15 protein-coding genes and 1 pseudogene are annotated in these 16719 nt (G+C 41.8%); 8 read left to right on the top strand and 8 right to left on the bottom strand.

The window, feature by feature from the left end:
- Positions 1-6 precede the first annotated feature (6 nt).
- The 3 genes from cbiE to ABFY09_RS04095 are packed head-to-tail and all read left to right on the top strand — an operon-like array spanning position 7 to position 2881.
- Positions 7-1338, top strand: coding sequence for a precorrin-6y C5,15-methyltransferase (decarboxylating) subunit CbiE (gene cbiE / locus ABFY09_RS04105; protein WP_347983023.1), 1332 nt, complete (start codon positions 7-9; stop codon positions 1336-1338).
- A complete protein-coding gene (gene cobI, locus ABFY09_RS04100) occupies positions 1338-2078 on the top strand; it encodes a precorrin-2 C(20)-methyltransferase (RefSeq protein WP_347983022.1) in 741 nt (246 codons plus the stop codon). The genes cbiE and cobI overlap by 1 nt, the downstream gene beginning before the upstream one ends.
- On the top strand, positions 2075-2881 hold the full coding sequence (locus ABFY09_RS04095) for a cobalamin biosynthesis protein (RefSeq protein ID WP_347983021.1): 807 nt from the start codon (positions 2075-2077) through the stop codon (positions 2879-2881). Before cobI ends, ABFY09_RS04095 begins: the two co-directional genes overlap by 4 nt.
- Positions 2882-3171: 290 nt before the next feature.
- Here the strand turns inward: ABFY09_RS04095 and ABFY09_RS04090 are convergent, their stop codons facing one another.
- On the bottom strand, positions 3172-4356 hold the full coding sequence (locus ABFY09_RS04090) for a murein transglycosylase domain-containing protein (RefSeq protein WP_347983020.1): 1185 nt from the start codon (positions 4354-4356) through the stop codon (positions 3172-3174).
- 241 nt (positions 4357-4597) lie between these two features.
- Between ABFY09_RS04090 and ABFY09_RS04085 the strand changes: the two genes are divergently transcribed.
- Positions 4598-4963: a DoxX family protein gene (locus ABFY09_RS04085; protein WP_347983019.1), complete on the top strand. Its 366-nt coding sequence runs from the start codon at positions 4598-4600 to the stop codon at positions 4961-4963.
- On the opposite strand, the gene ABFY09_RS04080 is transcribed toward ABFY09_RS04085, so the two are convergent.
- Positions 4960-6900, bottom strand: a complete 1941-nt coding sequence (locus tag ABFY09_RS04080) for an EAL domain-containing protein (RefSeq protein WP_347983018.1) — start codon at positions 6898-6900, stop codon at positions 4960-4962. The genes ABFY09_RS04085 and ABFY09_RS04080 overlap by 4 nt on opposite strands.
- Positions 6901-7143: 243 nt before the next feature.
- Here ABFY09_RS04080 and ABFY09_RS04075 point away from each other — a divergent pair, with 243 nt between their 5' ends.
- Positions 7144-7872 (top strand): DUF1499 domain-containing protein, encoded by a 729-nt coding sequence (locus tag ABFY09_RS04075; RefSeq protein ID WP_347983017.1) that lies wholly within the window; start codon positions 7144-7146, stop codon positions 7870-7872.
- 71 nt (positions 7873-7943) lie between these two features.
- Here the strand turns inward: ABFY09_RS04075 and ABFY09_RS04070 are convergent.
- From ABFY09_RS04070 to ABFY09_RS04055, 4 genes and pseudogenes are all read right to left on the bottom strand, one after another.
- A pseudogene (locus ABFY09_RS04070) lies at positions 7944-8311 on the bottom strand (VOC family protein); the annotation flags it as partial.
- A 193-nt stretch (positions 8312-8504) separates the two neighbouring features.
- Positions 8505-10379: a 1-deoxy-D-xylulose-5-phosphate synthase gene (dxs, locus tag ABFY09_RS04065; protein ID WP_347983065.1), complete on the bottom strand. Its 1875-nt coding sequence runs from the start codon at positions 10377-10379 to the stop codon at positions 8505-8507.
- A gap of 64 nt (positions 10380-10443) precedes the next feature.
- Positions 10444-11325: a farnesyl diphosphate synthase gene (locus tag ABFY09_RS04060; protein WP_347983016.1), complete on the bottom strand. Its 882-nt coding sequence runs from the start codon at positions 11323-11325 to the stop codon at positions 10444-10446.
- Positions 11322-11564: an exodeoxyribonuclease VII small subunit gene (locus tag ABFY09_RS04055; protein ID WP_347983015.1), complete on the bottom strand. Its 243-nt coding sequence runs from the start codon at positions 11562-11564 to the stop codon at positions 11322-11324. The genes ABFY09_RS04060 and ABFY09_RS04055 overlap by 4 nt, the downstream gene beginning before the upstream one ends.
- A gap of 172 nt (positions 11565-11736) precedes the next feature.
- Here ABFY09_RS04055 and pomA point away from each other — a divergent pair, with 172 nt between their 5' ends.
- The 3 genes from pomA (at position 11737) to dapB (ending at position 14458) form a co-directional block, all read left to right on the top strand.
- Positions 11737-12492: a flagellar motor protein PomA gene (gene pomA, locus ABFY09_RS04050; protein ID WP_347983014.1), complete on the top strand. Its 756-nt coding sequence runs from the start codon at positions 11737-11739 to the stop codon at positions 12490-12492.
- 40 nt (positions 12493-12532) lie between these two features.
- Positions 12533-13525: a flagellar motor protein MotB gene (locus ABFY09_RS04045; RefSeq protein WP_347983013.1), complete on the top strand. Its 993-nt coding sequence runs from the start codon at positions 12533-12535 to the stop codon at positions 13523-13525.
- Positions 13526-13657: 132 nt separating this feature from the next.
- On the top strand, positions 13658-14458 hold the full coding sequence (gene dapB, locus ABFY09_RS04040) for a 4-hydroxy-tetrahydrodipicolinate reductase (protein WP_347983012.1): 801 nt from the start codon (positions 13658-13660) through the stop codon (positions 14456-14458).
- Positions 14459-14594: 136 nt separating this feature from the next.
- On the opposite strand, the gene ABFY09_RS04035 is transcribed toward dapB, so the two are convergent.
- On the bottom strand, positions 14595-15803 hold the full coding sequence (locus ABFY09_RS04035; RefSeq protein ID WP_347983011.1) for a glycine betaine/L-proline ABC transporter ATP-binding protein: 1209 nt from the start codon (positions 15801-15803) through the stop codon (positions 14595-14597).
- Entirely contained in the window at positions 15796-16692 is an 897-nt protein-coding gene (locus ABFY09_RS04030) for a proline/glycine betaine ABC transporter permease (RefSeq protein WP_347983010.1), read from the bottom strand. The genes ABFY09_RS04035 and ABFY09_RS04030 overlap by 8 nt, the downstream gene beginning before the upstream one ends.
- Positions 16693-16719: the final 27 nt, after the last annotated feature.

The following is a 16719-nucleotide window of genomic DNA, read 5'->3' as shown; positions in this document are numbered from 1 at the left end:
AAGACGATGACAGAGCAAAAAGAACCGCTGGAAATTCATGTTATTGGGTTAGGCGCCAATGCAAAAGCGAACCTTGATGAATCTGCTCAAGCGGCGTTGGCGAGTTTGTCTGAGCAGGATGTTGTATTGGGTTCACCTCGCCAGCATGACACCATTTCGACTTACTCCCATGTGGGAAAAGTGTGCGATTTACCTAAGCTCAAGCAGGTGCAAAGCGATTTTGAAATTTGGCAGCAACAAGGCGCAAAGCAAGTTGTCGTGCTCGCCTCTGGCGATCCTTTATATTACGGCATTGGCGCTTGGCTGGTTCGGATCTTTTCTAAAACTCAGCTGAACTTTTACCCTAATGTTTCTAGTATTCAAGTGGCTTGTCATCGCCTTGGTTTGTCTTTGCAAGATGTTCAAGTCGTCAGCCTTCATGGTCGCCCTTTAGTAAGCTTGCGCCGTTATTTAAAAGCGAATCAGACTTTAGTTTTGCTCACCGACCAATACAGTCAGCCGCAGCATATTGCCCAAGAGTGTGTGAAGGCTGGACTGAGTGGAAGCGAGATTATCGTTTGCGAAGCATTGGGGTATGAGCAAGAACAAGTACGCAGTTTTACAACGGCTGAACTGATAGATAACGAATTCGTTTTTGATCCACTTAATGTCATCCTTGTGAAAACCAGTCAGCAAGTTAGCTTTTATCCGACAGCACCGGGCATTCCAGATGCTAACTTTGTGACGGACAAAGGTGATGGAAAAGGCATGATCACTAAGCGAGAAGTTCGCTTGGCAATTTTGTCATATATGAACATAGACGATGGTGACACGGTTTGGGACATTGGCGCAGGTTGCGGTGGTGTGAGTGTGGAACTGGCTTATTGGCATCCGCGTAGTCGAGTTGTCGCTATTGAACATCATTCTGAACGTTTAGCTTGTTTAACGGCGAACCAAGAGCGTTTCGGCGTTGTTCAGAATTTGTCGATTGTTGCGGGGCGAGCACCTGATGTGCTGGTGGATTTACCGTCTCAAATCGATACACCGAACAAGGTATTTATTGGCGGTAGCGATGGTGAACTCAGTGATTTAATGGCACAAATTTGGGCGAGATTACCTGTCGGTGGTAGCTTGATTGTGAGTGCCGTTACTGAAGACACAAAATTCCAAGTGATACAGTTCGCACAGATTAGAGAAGCTTCCAATGATGCTGACGAGCAAAGTTTGCAAGTGTTAGTTGCCAAAGGTGAACGTTTAGCAGGACAACGACTTTATCGTCCGAGTTTGCCCGTGACACTGTTCCATTTTAAAAAGCATTCTGAGAAAGGTTTGATAGAGATGAATAAGGGCACCGCATAATGAGCGTGACAGAGAAGCAAGCCACCCATGGTCGTTTTATTGGTGTAGGTGTTGGCCCCGGTGATCCAGAATTGATTACATTAAAAGCCCTGCGTTTGATTCAAGGTGCCAGTGTGGTGAGTTATCTTGCCAATGACCAAGGTAGCTCCCAAGCAAAAAGCATTGCCAGTGAAGCTTTTGCCGGTGTGACGCATACGCAAAATGAGATCGCTATTGTAATGCCTATGTCAACCGACCGTTCGCTTGCGAATGAGGCTTATGACAACGGGGCAAAAGCCATTGCCAAAGAGCTTGAAGAAGGAAAGGACGTCGTATTTTTGTGTGAAGGCGATCCATTGTTTTTTGGCTCCTTTGCCTATTTATTAGAGCGTCTTGAAGGCGATTTCCAGTGCCAAGTTGTGCCTGGTGTGTCATCGATTAATGCGGCGTCTTCAGCCTTGAATCATCCTTTAACGGTATTGAAAGAATCTTTTGCAGTTGTGAGTGGTCGCCATTCGGCACTGCAAATTGATACGGCACTTGAGCAACATGACAGTGTGGTCATCATGAAAGCAGGACGAGCGCGCCCGAGAATCTTAACAGCATTGCGTAAAACCAACCGTATGCAGGATGCTAAGTATCTTGAATATATTGGCCGAGACAACGAACGCATCGTGCAAGATGTATCGGCTTTGGAAGACAAAGCCGGCCCGTATTTTTCTCTGTTTATTGTGACTAAAAGCGAGCGAGGCACACGTTGATTCGCATTATTGCGTTAACGCCAGCTGGCGAGCAATTGGCTAAAAAGCTCCAAGCTTGTTGGTTGGGTGAGAGTAGTTCTGATGGAAATAGGCTTGAGGTGAGTGTGGAATACAAGCCTAAGCCTTTTGCTGAGTTTGTTCAGAATGCTTTTCAGCAAGGGGATTGGTTGGTGTTTATTTGCGCCACGGGCATCGTGATGCGAACCCTTGCGCCAGTGCTTCAAGACAAGCATCAAGATCCACCAGTTTTGGTTTTAGATGAAGAAGGCAAGTTCGTGATTCCACTATTATCGGGCCACGAAGGTGGCGCCAATGAGTGGGGCGCTCAAGTAGCAGACCGACTTGGCGCCCAATTAGTAATGACTACCGCGAAACCTTATTTGAACCCGATTTATACGCTGGGCATGGGCTGCGAACGAGATTGTCCGTTAGAGTTTATTGAAAGTCTTATGCTTGATGCGCTTAATCTAAAGGGCTTAATGCCAAGCGACATTCATTCTCTAAACAGCATTGATATAAAAGCCGACGAAACCAACTTAATTGCCTTGGCTCAAAAGTACCATTGGGGCTTCAACACCTACAGCGCCCAAGAACTTACTCCAATGGAGTCATTACTCAGCACCAAATCTGACTATATCTTCAAGACAGTGGGCGTCTACGGCGTCGCTGAATCTGCTGCTTTGCTTGCAGCACAAAATGAGTCTGGTTCAGAGCCTGAGCTAGTATTAAACAAAATCAAAAATGTCAAAGCGACTGTCGCGATTGCGAGAGGGTTTGTTGATACAAAAAAAGAAGCCTCATGATGAGGCTTCTTTAGTTTTTACTGTTTTTCTAAGTTGCTTCTACTCATTATACGATTTTGAATTGGCTTAGAAAGTCTTTTTGGTGAGTGGCGAGTTTTGATCAGTAGATATTGTAAGACAGCGGAATTCGCTAAACTCAAATTGTTTTTGAGGGCGTGGCTTGTAGAAGTAATATCAGAAACCTTTCCTATTACGATATCCAGTCTACTTTCTATTTTACCGACTCTCCAAAAGCCTGAAGCGGCAATTAAAAAGAGCAATAAGACGCTGAAAGCGCATAGAGTGCGTTTCTACTGATAGTTTTTCTTGGCCTTGGTGACTTTTTCTAAGTAATACTGGGACTCGGAACGTGGATGATCGTATCTTAATTTTTGATAGACACTGCTTGCTGAGTTTTGATTAAGCTTTTCCATTGCAACCGTCCTGTCGCTGTCAAAAGTCTTCAATACATTTCCTGTTCCGCCGTTATAAGCCGAAATCATTGAGTATTCCTGACTCAATTTATTTTTGACGGCAACAAGGTAACGCGTTTGTAATATGTACAAATAAGCGCTGCCAATATCGATGTTATTTTCTGGTTGAAATAAAGTTTCTTTGGTTGGTTCGTCAGATCGTTTCTTTATTAGGTTATAAACGTCTTTGCCTGCTGTGGCAGGTACGACTTGCATTAACCCATAAGCATTTGCAGGGCTGACAGCATAAGGGTTAAAAGAGCTTTCCGTTTCAATAATGCCATAAATAAGTGCCGGATCTAGGTTGTAACGGTTTGCAGCTGCGATGACGTACTCGCTGTATTTTTCTTGGCGAAGGTGTTGATGCTGTTCCACAAGGTTAAATTCAGTAGCGTAGACGGTTTTGCCATTTTCTTGGCTTTTCAGCAGTTTGTTATTAATTAAATAGTCGGCATAACGTCCCGCTCGCCATGCGTATTGAACGACTTTTCCATCATGATCAATGACTTGAGGGTATAAGAAAGGGACACCTTCGGTATTGGGCGCAGAGCTGGAAAAAATGTCTGTTTTGGTTGGGTCTGCTGTTGTTAATAATGTCGTGGTTATGGCTTCTTTTAATGACGCTAGCGGATTGCTTGAAGCAATGCTTTCAACTCGTACTGAGCCTTGATCAAAGTCAACTACGGTTCTTGCTTGGTAGTCGTTTACGTATTTTACATAGGTTTTTTTGTCTGGCAGAGCATTGTTGTTTGAGCCCCATCTCTGATTCACTTCTTGGTCAAGGTTTTCATATAGAGCTTTAATGGCTTTGATATCTGAGCGGATAAGGTTATGTGTGATTTTCGCTTGTTCTGCGATGGCTTTCACATCTTCTATGCTGCTCGCACTTTTGATTTGAGTGGAGAGTTGTTCTACGGAGTTAACTGAGTCGAAGGATAAAAGGGATTGGCAGCCAGCGAGAAATAAAGAGAGAAAGCTGATGACTAGCAATGTGAGTAATGATGGATGAGTGTGCTTTTGCATCGATTGTTGTACTCAAATTAAAAGATAAATTTTTAAGGGCCCATTTTTAATAAATTATATCAGAGTGATTATTTATAGGGGAAAGAGAGCTAATAAGAAAGTTATCTCTTTGTTTAATTTAAGGTTTAGCTATTTTGGCTGCTGAATAGAAGTCAAGCGGTAGCAAAGCGTTATGTATCTTGTATACTCAGTGGTTTTGATATTTTAATGCAAAATTTTCAGGCGGTTTTAGAGGTTGAAGATGGTTTCATTCATTATTTTTATGGTGTCGTTAGAACTGACGATATTTTTCTTGCTTTCTAGTTGCGTAAAGATAGTTGGTTTGCCTCAAAGTCGGTTTCATGCGCATTTATCTTTCTTTAAAACCTGCGGCCTGAATCAAGGGGCGTTATTGGCTGTAGGAATGTTAGAGCTATTTGGTGCTGCTACTTTATGGTTTCCTAATTATTTAGGGATGCTTGGTGTGTTGGCGTTATGTATTACCTCGGCAGGAATTGCCTACGCTCGTATTCAATTCGACACTTGGAAAAACGGCCTTGTTGCAATGACAACCTTTATTTTATCCGGCTGGGTTTTATACGAAAAATGCTTTGGTGTATTGGCTTAAGCATGAAATTGAGCGTTCTTTAAATAATAGTCTAGCGATTGTGGCTTACCGTGGAAGTATCCTTGTTGTAGATCATAGCCAATGGCTTTAAGCTTCTCTGCTTGCTCAGGTGTTTCTATTCCTTCAATTAAACATGTCATGTTCAGGGCGGTAACTAAGCGATGAATACACTCTAATGTCACCGTATTGTGCTCTATACTCTCAAGAAATGATCTGTCTACTTTTACTATGGAGGCAGGAATGCTGTGCAAATAAGCAAGAGAGGAATACCCCGTACCAAAATCATCTATGTTGATTTTGATATTGCTAAAAGTGAATTGTTGAATAGGGTTATGAGTATTATTTGCATTAGTCAGCAAGGCACTTTCAGTTAGCTCTATATTGAGATCATCCGCTTTTAAGTTATGTCTTTCTAAAATACTTAAGATGCTTTTAACAAAATTTGGCTCTGATATATGTAATCCAGAGATGTTTACTGACATGGTTGCTTGAGATGTTGTGGCATTTCTTAAAATAGTAAGGTCTTGTATGGCTGTTTTTAACACCCAATTTTCAATGTCATTTATCAACCCCGTTTCTTCTGCTACTTGAATAACTTCTTCTGTGTTCACATAACCTAATTCTTTATTAGTCCAGCGTAATAGGGCTTCGAAAGAAATAATTTCATTTGTTGATATGTTTTTTATTGGTTGATAATGCAGCGCTAGCTCTTGTTTTTCGATAGCTAATGCTAAATTATGTGCAATACGGCTTAGCCTTTTCAGCTGTAACTCCATCCCTTCTTGGTATCTAATCCAACGCTTTTTACCTTGTTTTTTTGCCTCGTACATGGCGGCATCAGCACAAGTGATAAGGTGCTCGATATTTTCACTATCACTTGGGAAATGCGATATACCAATACTGGCTGATAGAGATAAATTTCTATCTTTTAACGTTTTATAAGGTTCCGATAGACTTTCAAGAAGAGCATGGCAGCGTTCTGCATAATGACTTTCTAACTTATTTTGATTTGAGATAAGGATGAATTCATCGCCACCAAATCGACACAATTGATCAGCCTCTGTACAGAGTTCTTTTAAACGCTGGCAGACTTCAATTAATACCTTATCTCCTAATCCATGACCTAGGGAGTCATTGACCATTTTAAAACCATCTAGATCAATGTAGATCAGAGAAAAGGGAGTTCCAGTGCTGAGGCTCTTTTTTAATGAATAAGTTAAGCCACGGCGATTTAATAATCCAGTTAAAGGATCTGTATGGGCTTCTTCTCGAAGGTTTTGTTCTAGCGTCTTCCTTTCATGAATATCGTAATGATGTAAAAGAATTGACTCATGATTTTGCTCATGACGACTACGCATGGCTTGTATTTTGAACCAGGTTTGACCTTGTGGTGTGTTCATTAAAACGTCTTTTTCAAACTTTATATTTTTTACTAAAGAGGATTTAAGTTCAGATAAAACATCTGAGTCACATATTAACTCAGTCAAATTAGTGACATTATTACCAAAGCTTTTAATGAAAGGTGGGTTGCCACTTATAAATTCACCATTTAGTGAGTAAACGGATAAAATAGTGGTTGAGCCAGATAATATGTTTGAGTGAAGAGGGTTGGCTGTTGTTGCTTCTACGAGCATGCCCATTCGACCGTTATCTAACTCGATACCAGAAAACTGACAAAATGCTTGTATTTCTTTTCCTTTAGGTGAGAAATACCAATTTTCTTGGATAACTTGGTTTTGCTTAAAGGCTTGTTGATATTGAAGGAGGCTTTCTTTTACCGCAACAGATTGATCTGTTTTTAAGTCACGATCGATTAACTCTTCAAGAGAAGAACTATCCCATAATTCAAGTGCAGCCTTATTTGCCCAAAGAATTGACGAATGATCAATATCATAAATCCACACGGCTGTTTGTAGGGAGTGAATATCTACGGGCATAAAATATCCATTTTGATTTCGCTGTATAACTAATACTGTTTAAGTAGATTTTAAATTATCGGCCACTTGTAAGAAGTGCGTCTATGATAAAAGTTTCTATGTGAGCCTTAACTTTTTTATATTCATAGAAAAAGTAAGTAATGAAAAAGGTTTGGCAAACTCAAATATAGCGAATGGTATCAGGTTAAGGTTACAATGTAGGTAATTTTACGTAATTAGTCATAATGGATAAAAGGAATATACATGAGAAGTCGTTTAGGTTCAGTTTTAGTGGCTTTTGCTATTGTCGCTATTTTGGTCATCGGTGTGATGATGTTAGGGGCTAGATTGAATTTATGGCAGCCAATTGTTGGTTTTGGGTTGGTGCGTAATTATATGAACCCTATTGCTTATGCTGTTTTAGGGCTAGGCATTCTTGGTGTTATTTACTATTTGGTCGTGAAAGGTCGATGTGGCCTAGGCAAATCTTTTTTCACGGTTGTTGTGGGTATTGCATTATTAGCACCGACAATCTATGGGAAAATAAACCCACCAGTGCGTGTACCGCCGATTCATGACATTACGACGGATACGACTAATCCTCCGCTTTTCCAAGTACTTGATGAGTCTCGTGAAGGGGCAAGAAATACTTTGGTTTATGGTGGCCCAGAAATCGCTGCTTTTCAGCAGCAAGCCTATCCTGATATTGTTCCGATCTTTTCTGATAAATCAACACAAGCGGCTTTCCAAGAAGCTTTAAGAGTGGCAAAGGAAATGAATTGGGACATTGTTGTTGAAGATCAATATGCATTGCGTTTTGAGGCCAGTGCGAAAACGTCGGTTTATCAGTTTATCGATGATGTTGTGGTGGTTGTATCGTCTGTAGAAGGACAGAGCCGCGTCGACATTCGCAGCGTATCGCGAATTGGTCGTAGTGACCGCGGTGTGAATGCTAAGAGAATTCGAACTTTTATCAGCTTATTTGATAAATAGTTTAAATCTCGTTATCGAATGTAAAGCATAAAGCTCTATCAGGCATGATAGAGCTTTATTTTTATTGGCTTTTAGTAAGCACCGTCACTGTATATTAATTCATAGCTGTGGCTATAAATTTCCAAAATATTACCGAATGGGTCTTCCATGTAAATCATGCGATAAGGCTTTTCGCCAGGGTAGTAGTAGCGAGGCTCAGACATGCGTTTTTGCCGCCAGCAACAACCTTGCCAGCTAACTCTTCAATATTTGGGTCTTGTACGCAAAAGTGGAAGATACCTGTTTTCCAATATTCAAAATTGTTTTCTGGGTTTTATTGGCCTTTAAATTCAAAAATCTCAACACCAACTCTGTCGCCCGTTGAAAGGTAGGCAATACGGAATTTTTCCCAGCCAGCGCCGAATACGTCTGTACACATTTCACCAATGGCGCTTTTAATAAACCGAATAGTATTAAAGTTTATCGATTGGTTGAGCCAGTAAGTGAAACCTTGTACTTATGCACTCACAGTTAGAAGCGTATTCCTAATCGCGTAAAAATGGTGGTAGAAGAAGCAGAAAAAACATTAAGGTAATCTAAGAAAGAGATCAAAATAGAAACTTGTGTGTCTAATTTGGTCTCTTGGAAAGGCTTTATTTGGTAAGCTTTTGTCGAATAGATGCTTCTATGCCAGAAGAGTCCAAGCCAACGCGTTTTAGCATGGCGCTATGGCTAGCATGTTCTTCGTATTGGTCAGGTAAACCTAGATGAAGAACCGGTACATTAATATTGTTTGCTTGTAAGAACTCGCTGACGGCAGAGCCAGCACCGCCCATAATGGCGTTTTCTTCAACCGTTACTATGAGTTTTGCGTCTCGTTGATCTAATAGGGCTTGCTCATCAAGCGGCTTCACAAAACGCATGTCTATCAATGTAGTGTCTAGATTTTTAGCGGTTGCTAGGGCGTCATAAGTAGGACGGCCAAAGCTGCAGATAACAATACCAGATTGACCTGTATGTAATGTACGCGATTGTCCAATATTAATAATGTCTAGATTGTCTTCGAGCTTGATTCCAGGGCCAGTCCCACGCGGATAACGCACCGCTGCAGGCCCTTCATATTGATAACCTGTTTGTAGCATTTTTCGGCATTCATCTTCGTCCGATGGCGCCATAACAATCATGTTTGGAATGCAGCGTAAATAGCTCAAATCATAGACGCCAGCATGTGTCGGCCCGTCTTCACCTACTAAGCCAGCACGATCAATGGCAAACAACACATCAAGGTTTTGTAAAGCCACATCATGAATCAGCTGATCGTAAGCCCGTTGCAAGAAGGTAGAGTAAATTGCAACGACGGGTTTTAATCCATCGCACGCCATACCAGCTGCCAAGGTCACTGCGTGCTGCTCTGCAATGGCAACATCAAAGTATCGGTCTGGAAAGCGCTCAGCGAAAGCAATTAAGTCGGAGCCTTCCTTCATCGCTGGCGTAATGGCAACCAGTTTGCTGTCATTCTCGGCAGCATCGCAAACCCATTGCCCAAACACATTGCAATATTTAGGTAAGTTGCTTTTTTCTTGTCTTGGTTTTGGGTCAGGCTCGATCTTATTGATGGCGTGATAGCCAATAGGATCACCTTCAGCCGGTTCAAAGCCTTTGCCTTTCTTTGTGATCACGTGAAGAAACTGTGGGCCGGATCGATCTTTTAGATTGGCGATGGTGGTTAAAAGATGATCCAAGTCGTGACCATCGATTGGGCCGATGTAATTAAAGCCCAATTCTTCAAACATCATGCCTGGCGACACCATGCCTTTCATATGTTCTTCAGCTTTTCGAGCCAACTCTAATGCAGAAGGCAAACCGGAAAAAACTTTCTGACCGCTTTTGCGAATATGGTCATAAGTTTTACTGGCCCAGATACGAGCAAAATAGCTAGAAAGCGCACCAACAGGTTTGGATATAGACATTTCGTTATCGTTCAAGATAACGAGCATGTCGGCTTTTGCATCGCCAGCGTGATTAAGTGCTTCGAATGCCATGCCTGCAGACATAGCGCCATCCCCAATCACGGCAACCGTTTTACGACCAGTTTTAAGTTGTCGAGCGGCGAGCGACATGCCTAACGCGGCTCCAATAGATGTGCTTGAGTGACCTACACCAAAGGTATCGTATTCACTTTCGTCTCGTTTCGGGAAGCCAGAGATACCATTTTCTTGGCGAATATTAAGGAGTGCTTCACGACGGCCTGTGAGGATTTTATGTGGGTAAGCTTGATGGCCTACATCCCAAACAATGCGATCTTCTGGTGTGTTATACAGATAATGTAGAGCGACAGTAAGCTCAACCACACCAAGGCCTGCACCAAAGTGACCACCAGTTTGTCCGACGCTGTATAGCATGAATTCTCGCAGTTCACGTACAAGCTGTGGCAGTTGCTCTTTACTCAAAGCACGCAGATTGGCCGGAATGTTGGCTTGATCCAGTAAAGGCGTGTCAGGTCGTGTTGTTGGTATTTCTTCAAACATTGGCACAGGTTAGGTCACACTCTGTTAATTTAAAAACGCGATCGTTAAAAAGCGGGTAAGTATATCAGTGGTTGCGGCCAATAATATAGTTTGCCAATTCAATTAACGGCTGTGCCGCATCACCAAAAGGTGAAATTGAGGTGACGGCTTGATCATGTAAGCTCTTCGCCAGTTCTTGGGCGCCCTGTAAACCGAGTAGTTTAGGGTAAGTAGGTTTGTTAGCATCTTCGTCAGAAAACTGTGTTTTGCCCAATGTGGAGGTATCACTGGTGATGTCTATGATGTCATCTTGAACCTGAAAAGCGAGGCCAATTGCATTGGCATACGTGTCTAATGCTGTAAAGTCTGCTGGCGTTGTCGCTCCTGTGCTGATGGCTCCCATACGGACGCTTGCACGAATGAGAGCGCCTGTTTTATGTTGATGCATTTCTTCTAAAGCCTGAACATCAATATTTTTCCCAACACTGGCAAGGTCGATCATTTGGCCTGTTACCATGCCATGACGTCCAGAAGATTGCGTTAATTCTTGAATGAGCTGTAGCTGTAAAGTCGCGTCCTTGTGCTTGGCTTGGCTTAATAACTCAAAAGCAAAGGTTTGCAGAGCATCACCTGCGAGGATGGCGGTTGCTTCGTCATATTTTATATGAGAGGTTGGTTTGCCCCTACGTAAGTCGTCATCGTCCATGGCTGGCAAATCATCATGGATTAAAGAATAAGCATGAATGGATTCAATCGCTGCGGCACTGGCGTCTGTCAGGTCGTTTATATCACCAAATAATGAAGCGGCGGCATATGTCAGCATAGGGCGAATACGTTTGCCGCCATTAAATAAGCTGTACGCCATGGCGTCTTGTAAATGCGTCGCGGGCTTGTATTCATTTAGATGTTGAGCAAGGTAGCTGTCTACTCGATGGCGAGCGTACTGTGAAAAATTGTCTAAAGTCACGAATTAGTTTCCGGATCAAATGTTTCTAAATGCTCACCATCTTGTTTCTCAAGCAAAATTTGAACTTTTTGTTCTGCTTGGGTGAGAACAGACTGACAGTCTTGACTCAGTTTAACACCTTTTTCAAAGGCTTTTAGAGACTCTTCAAGAGAAAGTTGATTAGACTCAAGTTGAGCGACGATGTTGTCCAATTCTTTTAGATTTTCTTCGAAATGGCGGACATTAGTTTTTCGAGACATGGAAGTTACTCTTGATAAAATGACATTTTCTAATGGAAAGATACTCACTTTTTAAGAGAGAGTTAATGAAAATTACAAAAAATACGCAAGAAGATGTCATGGTTAGTGTTTCTTTCGTATAGAATCATATTAATATATTGATCGCATTATAGCTTTTTGTTGGGAGACGTGTGTGGATATCGCAACGTTATTAGGACTTATAGGGTCTTTTGTAGTTGTTGGAGCTGCCATTTTTTTGGGTGGGTCGGCAGGGATGTTTATTGATACCACTTCAATACTTATTGTATTGGTTGGATCAAGTTTGGTGACTTTAATGCAATATCCACTGGGGCAATTTCTTGGCGCTGGTAAAGTTGCAGGTAAAGCGTTCATGTTCAAAAGTGTTCCAATGGACACATTGATTGATGAAATTTACGGATTAGCTGATGAAGCTCGTAAGGGCGGGTTACTGTCTCTAGAGGGAAAAGAGGTTAGTCATCCTTTTTTATCTACTGGCATACAAATGCTGGTGGATGGTCATGATAGTACAGTAGTTAAAAATCAACTTAGTAAAGAAATGAGCCAAGCGTACAACCGTCATAGTAGCGGCGCCAAAATCTTTAAAGCTTTTGGTGATGTGGCTCCAGCGATGGGGATGATAGGAACCTTGGTTGGTTTGGTGCAAATGTTGGCGAACTTATCGGATCCAAGTTCTATTGGACCTGCCATGGCGATTGCGCTCTTAACCACTCTTTATGGCGCCATGGTGGCAAACATGGTGTGTCTACCGATTCAGGCGAAGCTTAATGCCCGTGCTGATGAAGAATTAACCTGTCAGAAGTTGATATTAGATGCTTTGCTTGCCATTCAATCAGGTCAAAACCCTCGTGTGCTTGATGATACATTGAAGTCTTATTTGGCGGAAGGGAAGCGAATTGCACGTGAGTAGTGTGAGTTATAAATCATGTTAGTTGTAAGTGGATTTTATAATGAGTGATGAAGAAGAATCAGATTGCCCTGAATGTATAGAGGGTTTGCCTGCTTACATGGGAACCTTTGCTGATCTCATGTCGTTATTACTGTGCTTCTTTGTACTTCTATTGTCATTCGCAGAAATGGATGTCATCAAGTTTAAACAGTTAGCAGGCTCATTAAAATACGCTTTTGGTGTGCAAAGAGAAGTGGAGGCTGATGCGATTCCTATGGGAACGTCTGTTATCGCTTTGGAATTTAGTCCAGGTCGGCCAGAGCCAACGCCAATTAATGAGGTTAGACAAAAAGTAGATTCTATTCCAGAGCATACTTTAGAAGTACTTTGTAAGCCGGATACGGCAGAGCTGAATCAGCAGGAAGATTCTGGGCAGCCTTCAGAGGTTACTTATGTCAATAAATCTCAAGCGGATATAGAACGAGAGCAGAAAATTCAAGAAACAGAAGAAGATGCTCAGCAAATTGCTTCTGTGCTACGAGAAGAAATTTCGAAAGGTACGATTGAGATAGAAACTCAAGAAGAAACTATTACGATTCGAATTAAAGATCAGGGCTCTTTTGACTCTGGATCGGCAGAGTTGAATTATGATTTTATTCCAGTTATCGACTTAATACGTGATGTATTGGTTGGAATTCAAGGGACGATTTCAGTAGAAGGGCACACAGATAATATACCGATTGATAGTGTTCGATTCCGCTCGAATTGGCAGCTGTCTTCAGCTCGTGCTATCTCAGTTGCGGAAGAGCTTTTTGCCACAGGTCAGCTAGATCAAGGGCGCTTTGCTGTGACAGGTTTTGCAGATACTCGCCCTCTTGTGCCTAATGACACGGTGAGGAATCGAGGAACCAATCGTCGAGTGGAAATTGTGATTAAACAGAACGATCAATCTCGACCAGCAGTTCGTCAAAGTTTAGATGACTTGCCAGAAGAAGGTGTGATTGAGTTTGACTTGGAAGTCATTGAAGAATTAAGACCTAATGAAATTTTTTAATCGTTGATTCTTCGTAAAAAGGAGCTTTGGCTCCTTTTTTTATGCCTTCTAAATCATCTTAATAGTTTTAAAGGCTGAGATTTAGGTTGTTTTTTGTTATGGTTTGCGAAATTTTTTGAGGAAGACAAGATAATGCGAATAGCAGTGATTGGTGCGTCTGGACGCATGGGAAAGTATTTGATTACAGCCATTAACGATGTCGAAGGCGCTTCTTTAGGTGCCGCTATTTTGAGACCAGGTAGTAGTTTAGTGGGAGCTGATGCAGGTGAAATCGCAGGTATTGGCAAACTAAGTGTTGCTGCTGTTGCTAGCTTAGCTGATTGCGTTGATGACTTTGATGTTCTTATCGATTTTACGACGCCTGCGCTGACATTAGAAAATGTTGCGTTTTGTGTGAAGCATCAAAAAGCCATCGTAGTTGGTACGACTGGTTTGAACGATGAAGAGAAAGCATTCTTGAATCAAGCTGCAGCTCACACTCCTGTGGTTTTTGCACCAAACATGAGTGTTGGTGTGAATTTGACTCTTAAGCTACTAGCAACGGCTGCAGAGATTCTAGGTGATGATTACGATATAGAGATTGTTGAAGCGCATCACCGTCACAAAGTTGATTCACCTTCTGGCACGGCTTTGCGTATGGGGGAGGTGGTTGCGGAAGCATTAGGTCGAGATTTAAAAGAATGCGCTGTGTATGGTCGTGAAGGGCAAACAGGGGCTCGTACACAAAAAGAGATTGGCTTTGAAACCATTCGTGCTGGCGATGTAGTGGGTGAACATACAGTGTGGTTTGCTACAGAAGGTGAACGCATTGAAATTACTCACAAAGCGAGCAGTCGAATGACGTTTGCAAAAGGCGCTGTGCGCGCAGCAAGCTGGCTTGAAGGTAAGGCGGCTGGCATGTATGACATGCAAGACGTTCTAGATTTAAAATAAGCTATGATTTTTATTTTGGTCGATAAAGCTTATTAATCAAAGCTTTGTGCAGATATAAAAAAACCGCATTCATTTTGAAAAATGAGTGCGGCTTTTTTTGAGTTCTTTTTAGTGAAAGCAAAAGAGCCTAAGTTAATTACTCAGCGCTATATTCAAGTGTTTCCGCTAAGGATTCTGAACTTAGATCACCAACATATCGGCCTTCTTCATCCAAAACAGGTAGAGAGTAATCGGATTTTAATGAATCAGATAGCGCTTCTTGTAAAAGCATATCTGGCATTAGGTTCGGTATCTCTGTCACATCTTCTGCTTCGATGTTGCCTTGCGGGCGTTGCTTGATAGCCGCTTCAAGTTTCTTACGAGTCAAAACACCATGGAACCCAGACTCATTCTGATAAAAGGCGTACCCTTGGCTTGGGAGTTTGGCAATGGCATCGGCTAGATTTGGCGATTTTATAAGAGGAACAGACTGTTGCATGATAGTTTTGACAGGTACGGCACGAGCTCTGTTCACATCTTTTACAAAGGCCTCAACATAGTCATCCGCAGGGTTAAGCAGAATGTCTACTGGTGTACCAATTTGTGACAATACACCATCGTTTAGAATGGCAATTCGATCACCAATTCGTAACGCTTCATCCAAATCGTGAGTAATAAAGATAATGGTCTTTTGCAGTGTATCTTGAAGCTCAAGTAGTTGGCCTTGCATTTCGCTACGTATAAGAGGGTCAAGAGCAGAAAAAGCTTCATCCATTAAAAGTATTTCAGCGTCTGTACATAACGCTCTTGCTAATCCGACGCGCTGTTGCTGGCCACCAGAAAGTTGTCCTGGGTATTGCTCTTCATAACCAGCTAAGCCTACGGTCTCAAGCCAAGTTTTTGCTTTTTCAGAACGTTCTTTTTTCGCGACTTTTTGAATCTGTAATCCATAGGCAACATTTTCCAAAACAGTGCGATGTGGTAAAAGTCCGAAGTTTTGGAAAACCATGGACATTTTATGTCGCCTAAATTCAATTAACTCTTCTTCAGACAATTTCATAATGTCATCACCTTCAACTTTTATTTGACCAGAAGTTGGGTCAATAAGTCGATTGAAGTGACGTATGAGAGTTGATTTGCCAGACCCTGAAAGTCCCATGATGACAAAAATTTCACCTTGATGTACGTCAAGGTTAATGTCTCTAAGGCCAACTGTGTGGCCTGTCTCTGCTAGTATGTCCTTTTTGTTTTTACCTGTTTCTAGCATAGGCAAAATACTATGCTCTTTGGGGCCAAAGATTTTATATAAACCGTTTATTTCGATGAGAGGTCTCGTCGTTTGGTTAGTTGTATTTGTACTAGTCATGACGATTTCCTAGATGTTTTTGTGAGCGTTTAGCATAAGCCTGAGAGACTCGATCAAAAATAATAGCAAGCGCTACAATAGCTAATCCATTTAGTAAACCTAAGGTAAAGTATTGGTTAGTAATGGATTTTAGAACAGGTTGCCCTAAGCCTTTTACACCAATCATAGAAGCGACAACCACCATGGCCAATGCCATCATGATGGTTTGGTTTATACCAGCCATAATCGTTGGCATGGCTAGTGGTAATTGCACACCGAATAATTTTTGTGTTTTTGTTGCTCCAAATGATGTGGCTGCTTCCATTATTTCTTTATCTACTAGGCGAATACCTAAATTAGTTAAACGGATAACAGGCGGTACGGCATAAATAATAACGGCAATAACCCCAGGGATTTTACCAATGCCGAGCAGCATAACTACAGGAATAAGGTAGACAAAAGCTGGCATGGTCTGCATGACATCTAAAATGGGTGTTATGGCTGATTGCATTTTATTTGAGCGGGACATGAGAATGCCAGTAGGCACACCGATAATAATAGAGAGTAGGGTACAGACAGTAATAATACTTAAAGTACGCATGGTGTCGTCCCACATACCAAAAATGCCAATGGCAATTAAGGAGGCAAATACACCAGTACAGAGTTTCCATGAACGAGTTGCGCTATATACAATAGCGATAACTACTCCAATGGTTAGCCACCAAGGAGAGGCTAGTAATAGTTTTTCAAACCAAATTAAAAAAGTGAGCAATGGGTCGAAAAAACCTTCGATTAACTCACCATAATTACGAGAGAATTCACGATAGGCACCGTCTAATGTCCTTTTAAAGGCTGTTAGATCTTTCCTGCCTAATTCTGGGAAGCTGGTAAACCAAGAACTGTCTGCCATTTTTGTAGGGACCTTGTATTTTATTAA

It is taken from the genome of Marinomonas sp. 5E14-1, assembly GCF_039939215.1.
Taxonomy (GTDB): domain Bacteria; phylum Pseudomonadota; class Gammaproteobacteria; order Pseudomonadales; family Marinomonadaceae; genus Marinomonas.
This window is presented reverse-complemented; position numbering and strand designations above follow the sequence as displayed.

What these genes read in the sequence shown, in the direction of transcription:
- ABFY09_RS04030 (WP_347983010.1), bottom strand. Translation starts at nt 16,692, where the DNA reads ATGGCAGACAGTTCTTGGTTTACCAGCTTCCCAGAATTAGGCAGGAAA.
- ABFY09_RS04085 (WP_347983019.1), top strand. Translation starts at nt 4,598, where the DNA reads ATGGTTTCATTCATTATTTTTATGGTGTCGTTAGAACTGACGATATTT.
- dxs (WP_347983065.1), bottom strand. Translation starts at nt 10,379, where the DNA reads ATGTTTGAAGAAATACCAACAACACGACCTGACACGCCTTTACTGGAT.
- ABFY09_RS04045 (WP_347983013.1), top strand. Translation starts at nt 12,533, where the DNA reads ATGAGTGATGAAGAAGAATCAGATTGCCCTGAATGTATAGAGGGTTTG.
- ABFY09_RS04080 (WP_347983018.1), bottom strand. Translation starts at nt 6,900, where the DNA reads ATGCCCGTAGATATTCACTCCCTACAAACAGCCGTGTGGATTTATGAT.
- ABFY09_RS04035 (WP_347983011.1), bottom strand. Translation starts at nt 15,803, where the DNA reads ATGACTAGTACAAATACAACTAACCAAACGACGAGACCTCTCATCGAA.
- cobI (WP_347983022.1), top strand. Translation starts at nt 1,338, where the DNA reads ATGAGCGTGACAGAGAAGCAAGCCACCCATGGTCGTTTTATTGGTGTA.
- cbiE (WP_347983023.1), top strand. Translation starts at nt 7, where the DNA reads ATGACAGAGCAAAAAGAACCGCTGGAAATTCATGTTATTGGGTTAGGC.
- dapB (WP_347983012.1), top strand. Translation starts at nt 13,658, where the DNA reads ATGCGAATAGCAGTGATTGGTGCGTCTGGACGCATGGGAAAGTATTTG.
- ABFY09_RS04075 (WP_347983017.1), top strand. Translation starts at nt 7,144, where the DNA reads ATGAGAAGTCGTTTAGGTTCAGTTTTAGTGGCTTTTGCTATTGTCGCT.
- ABFY09_RS04055 (WP_347983015.1), bottom strand. Translation starts at nt 11,564, where the DNA reads ATGTCTCGAAAAACTAATGTCCGCCATTTCGAAGAAAATCTAAAAGAA.
- ABFY09_RS04090 (WP_347983020.1), bottom strand. Translation starts at nt 4,356, where the DNA reads ATGCAAAAGCACACTCATCCATCATTACTCACATTGCTAGTCATCAGC.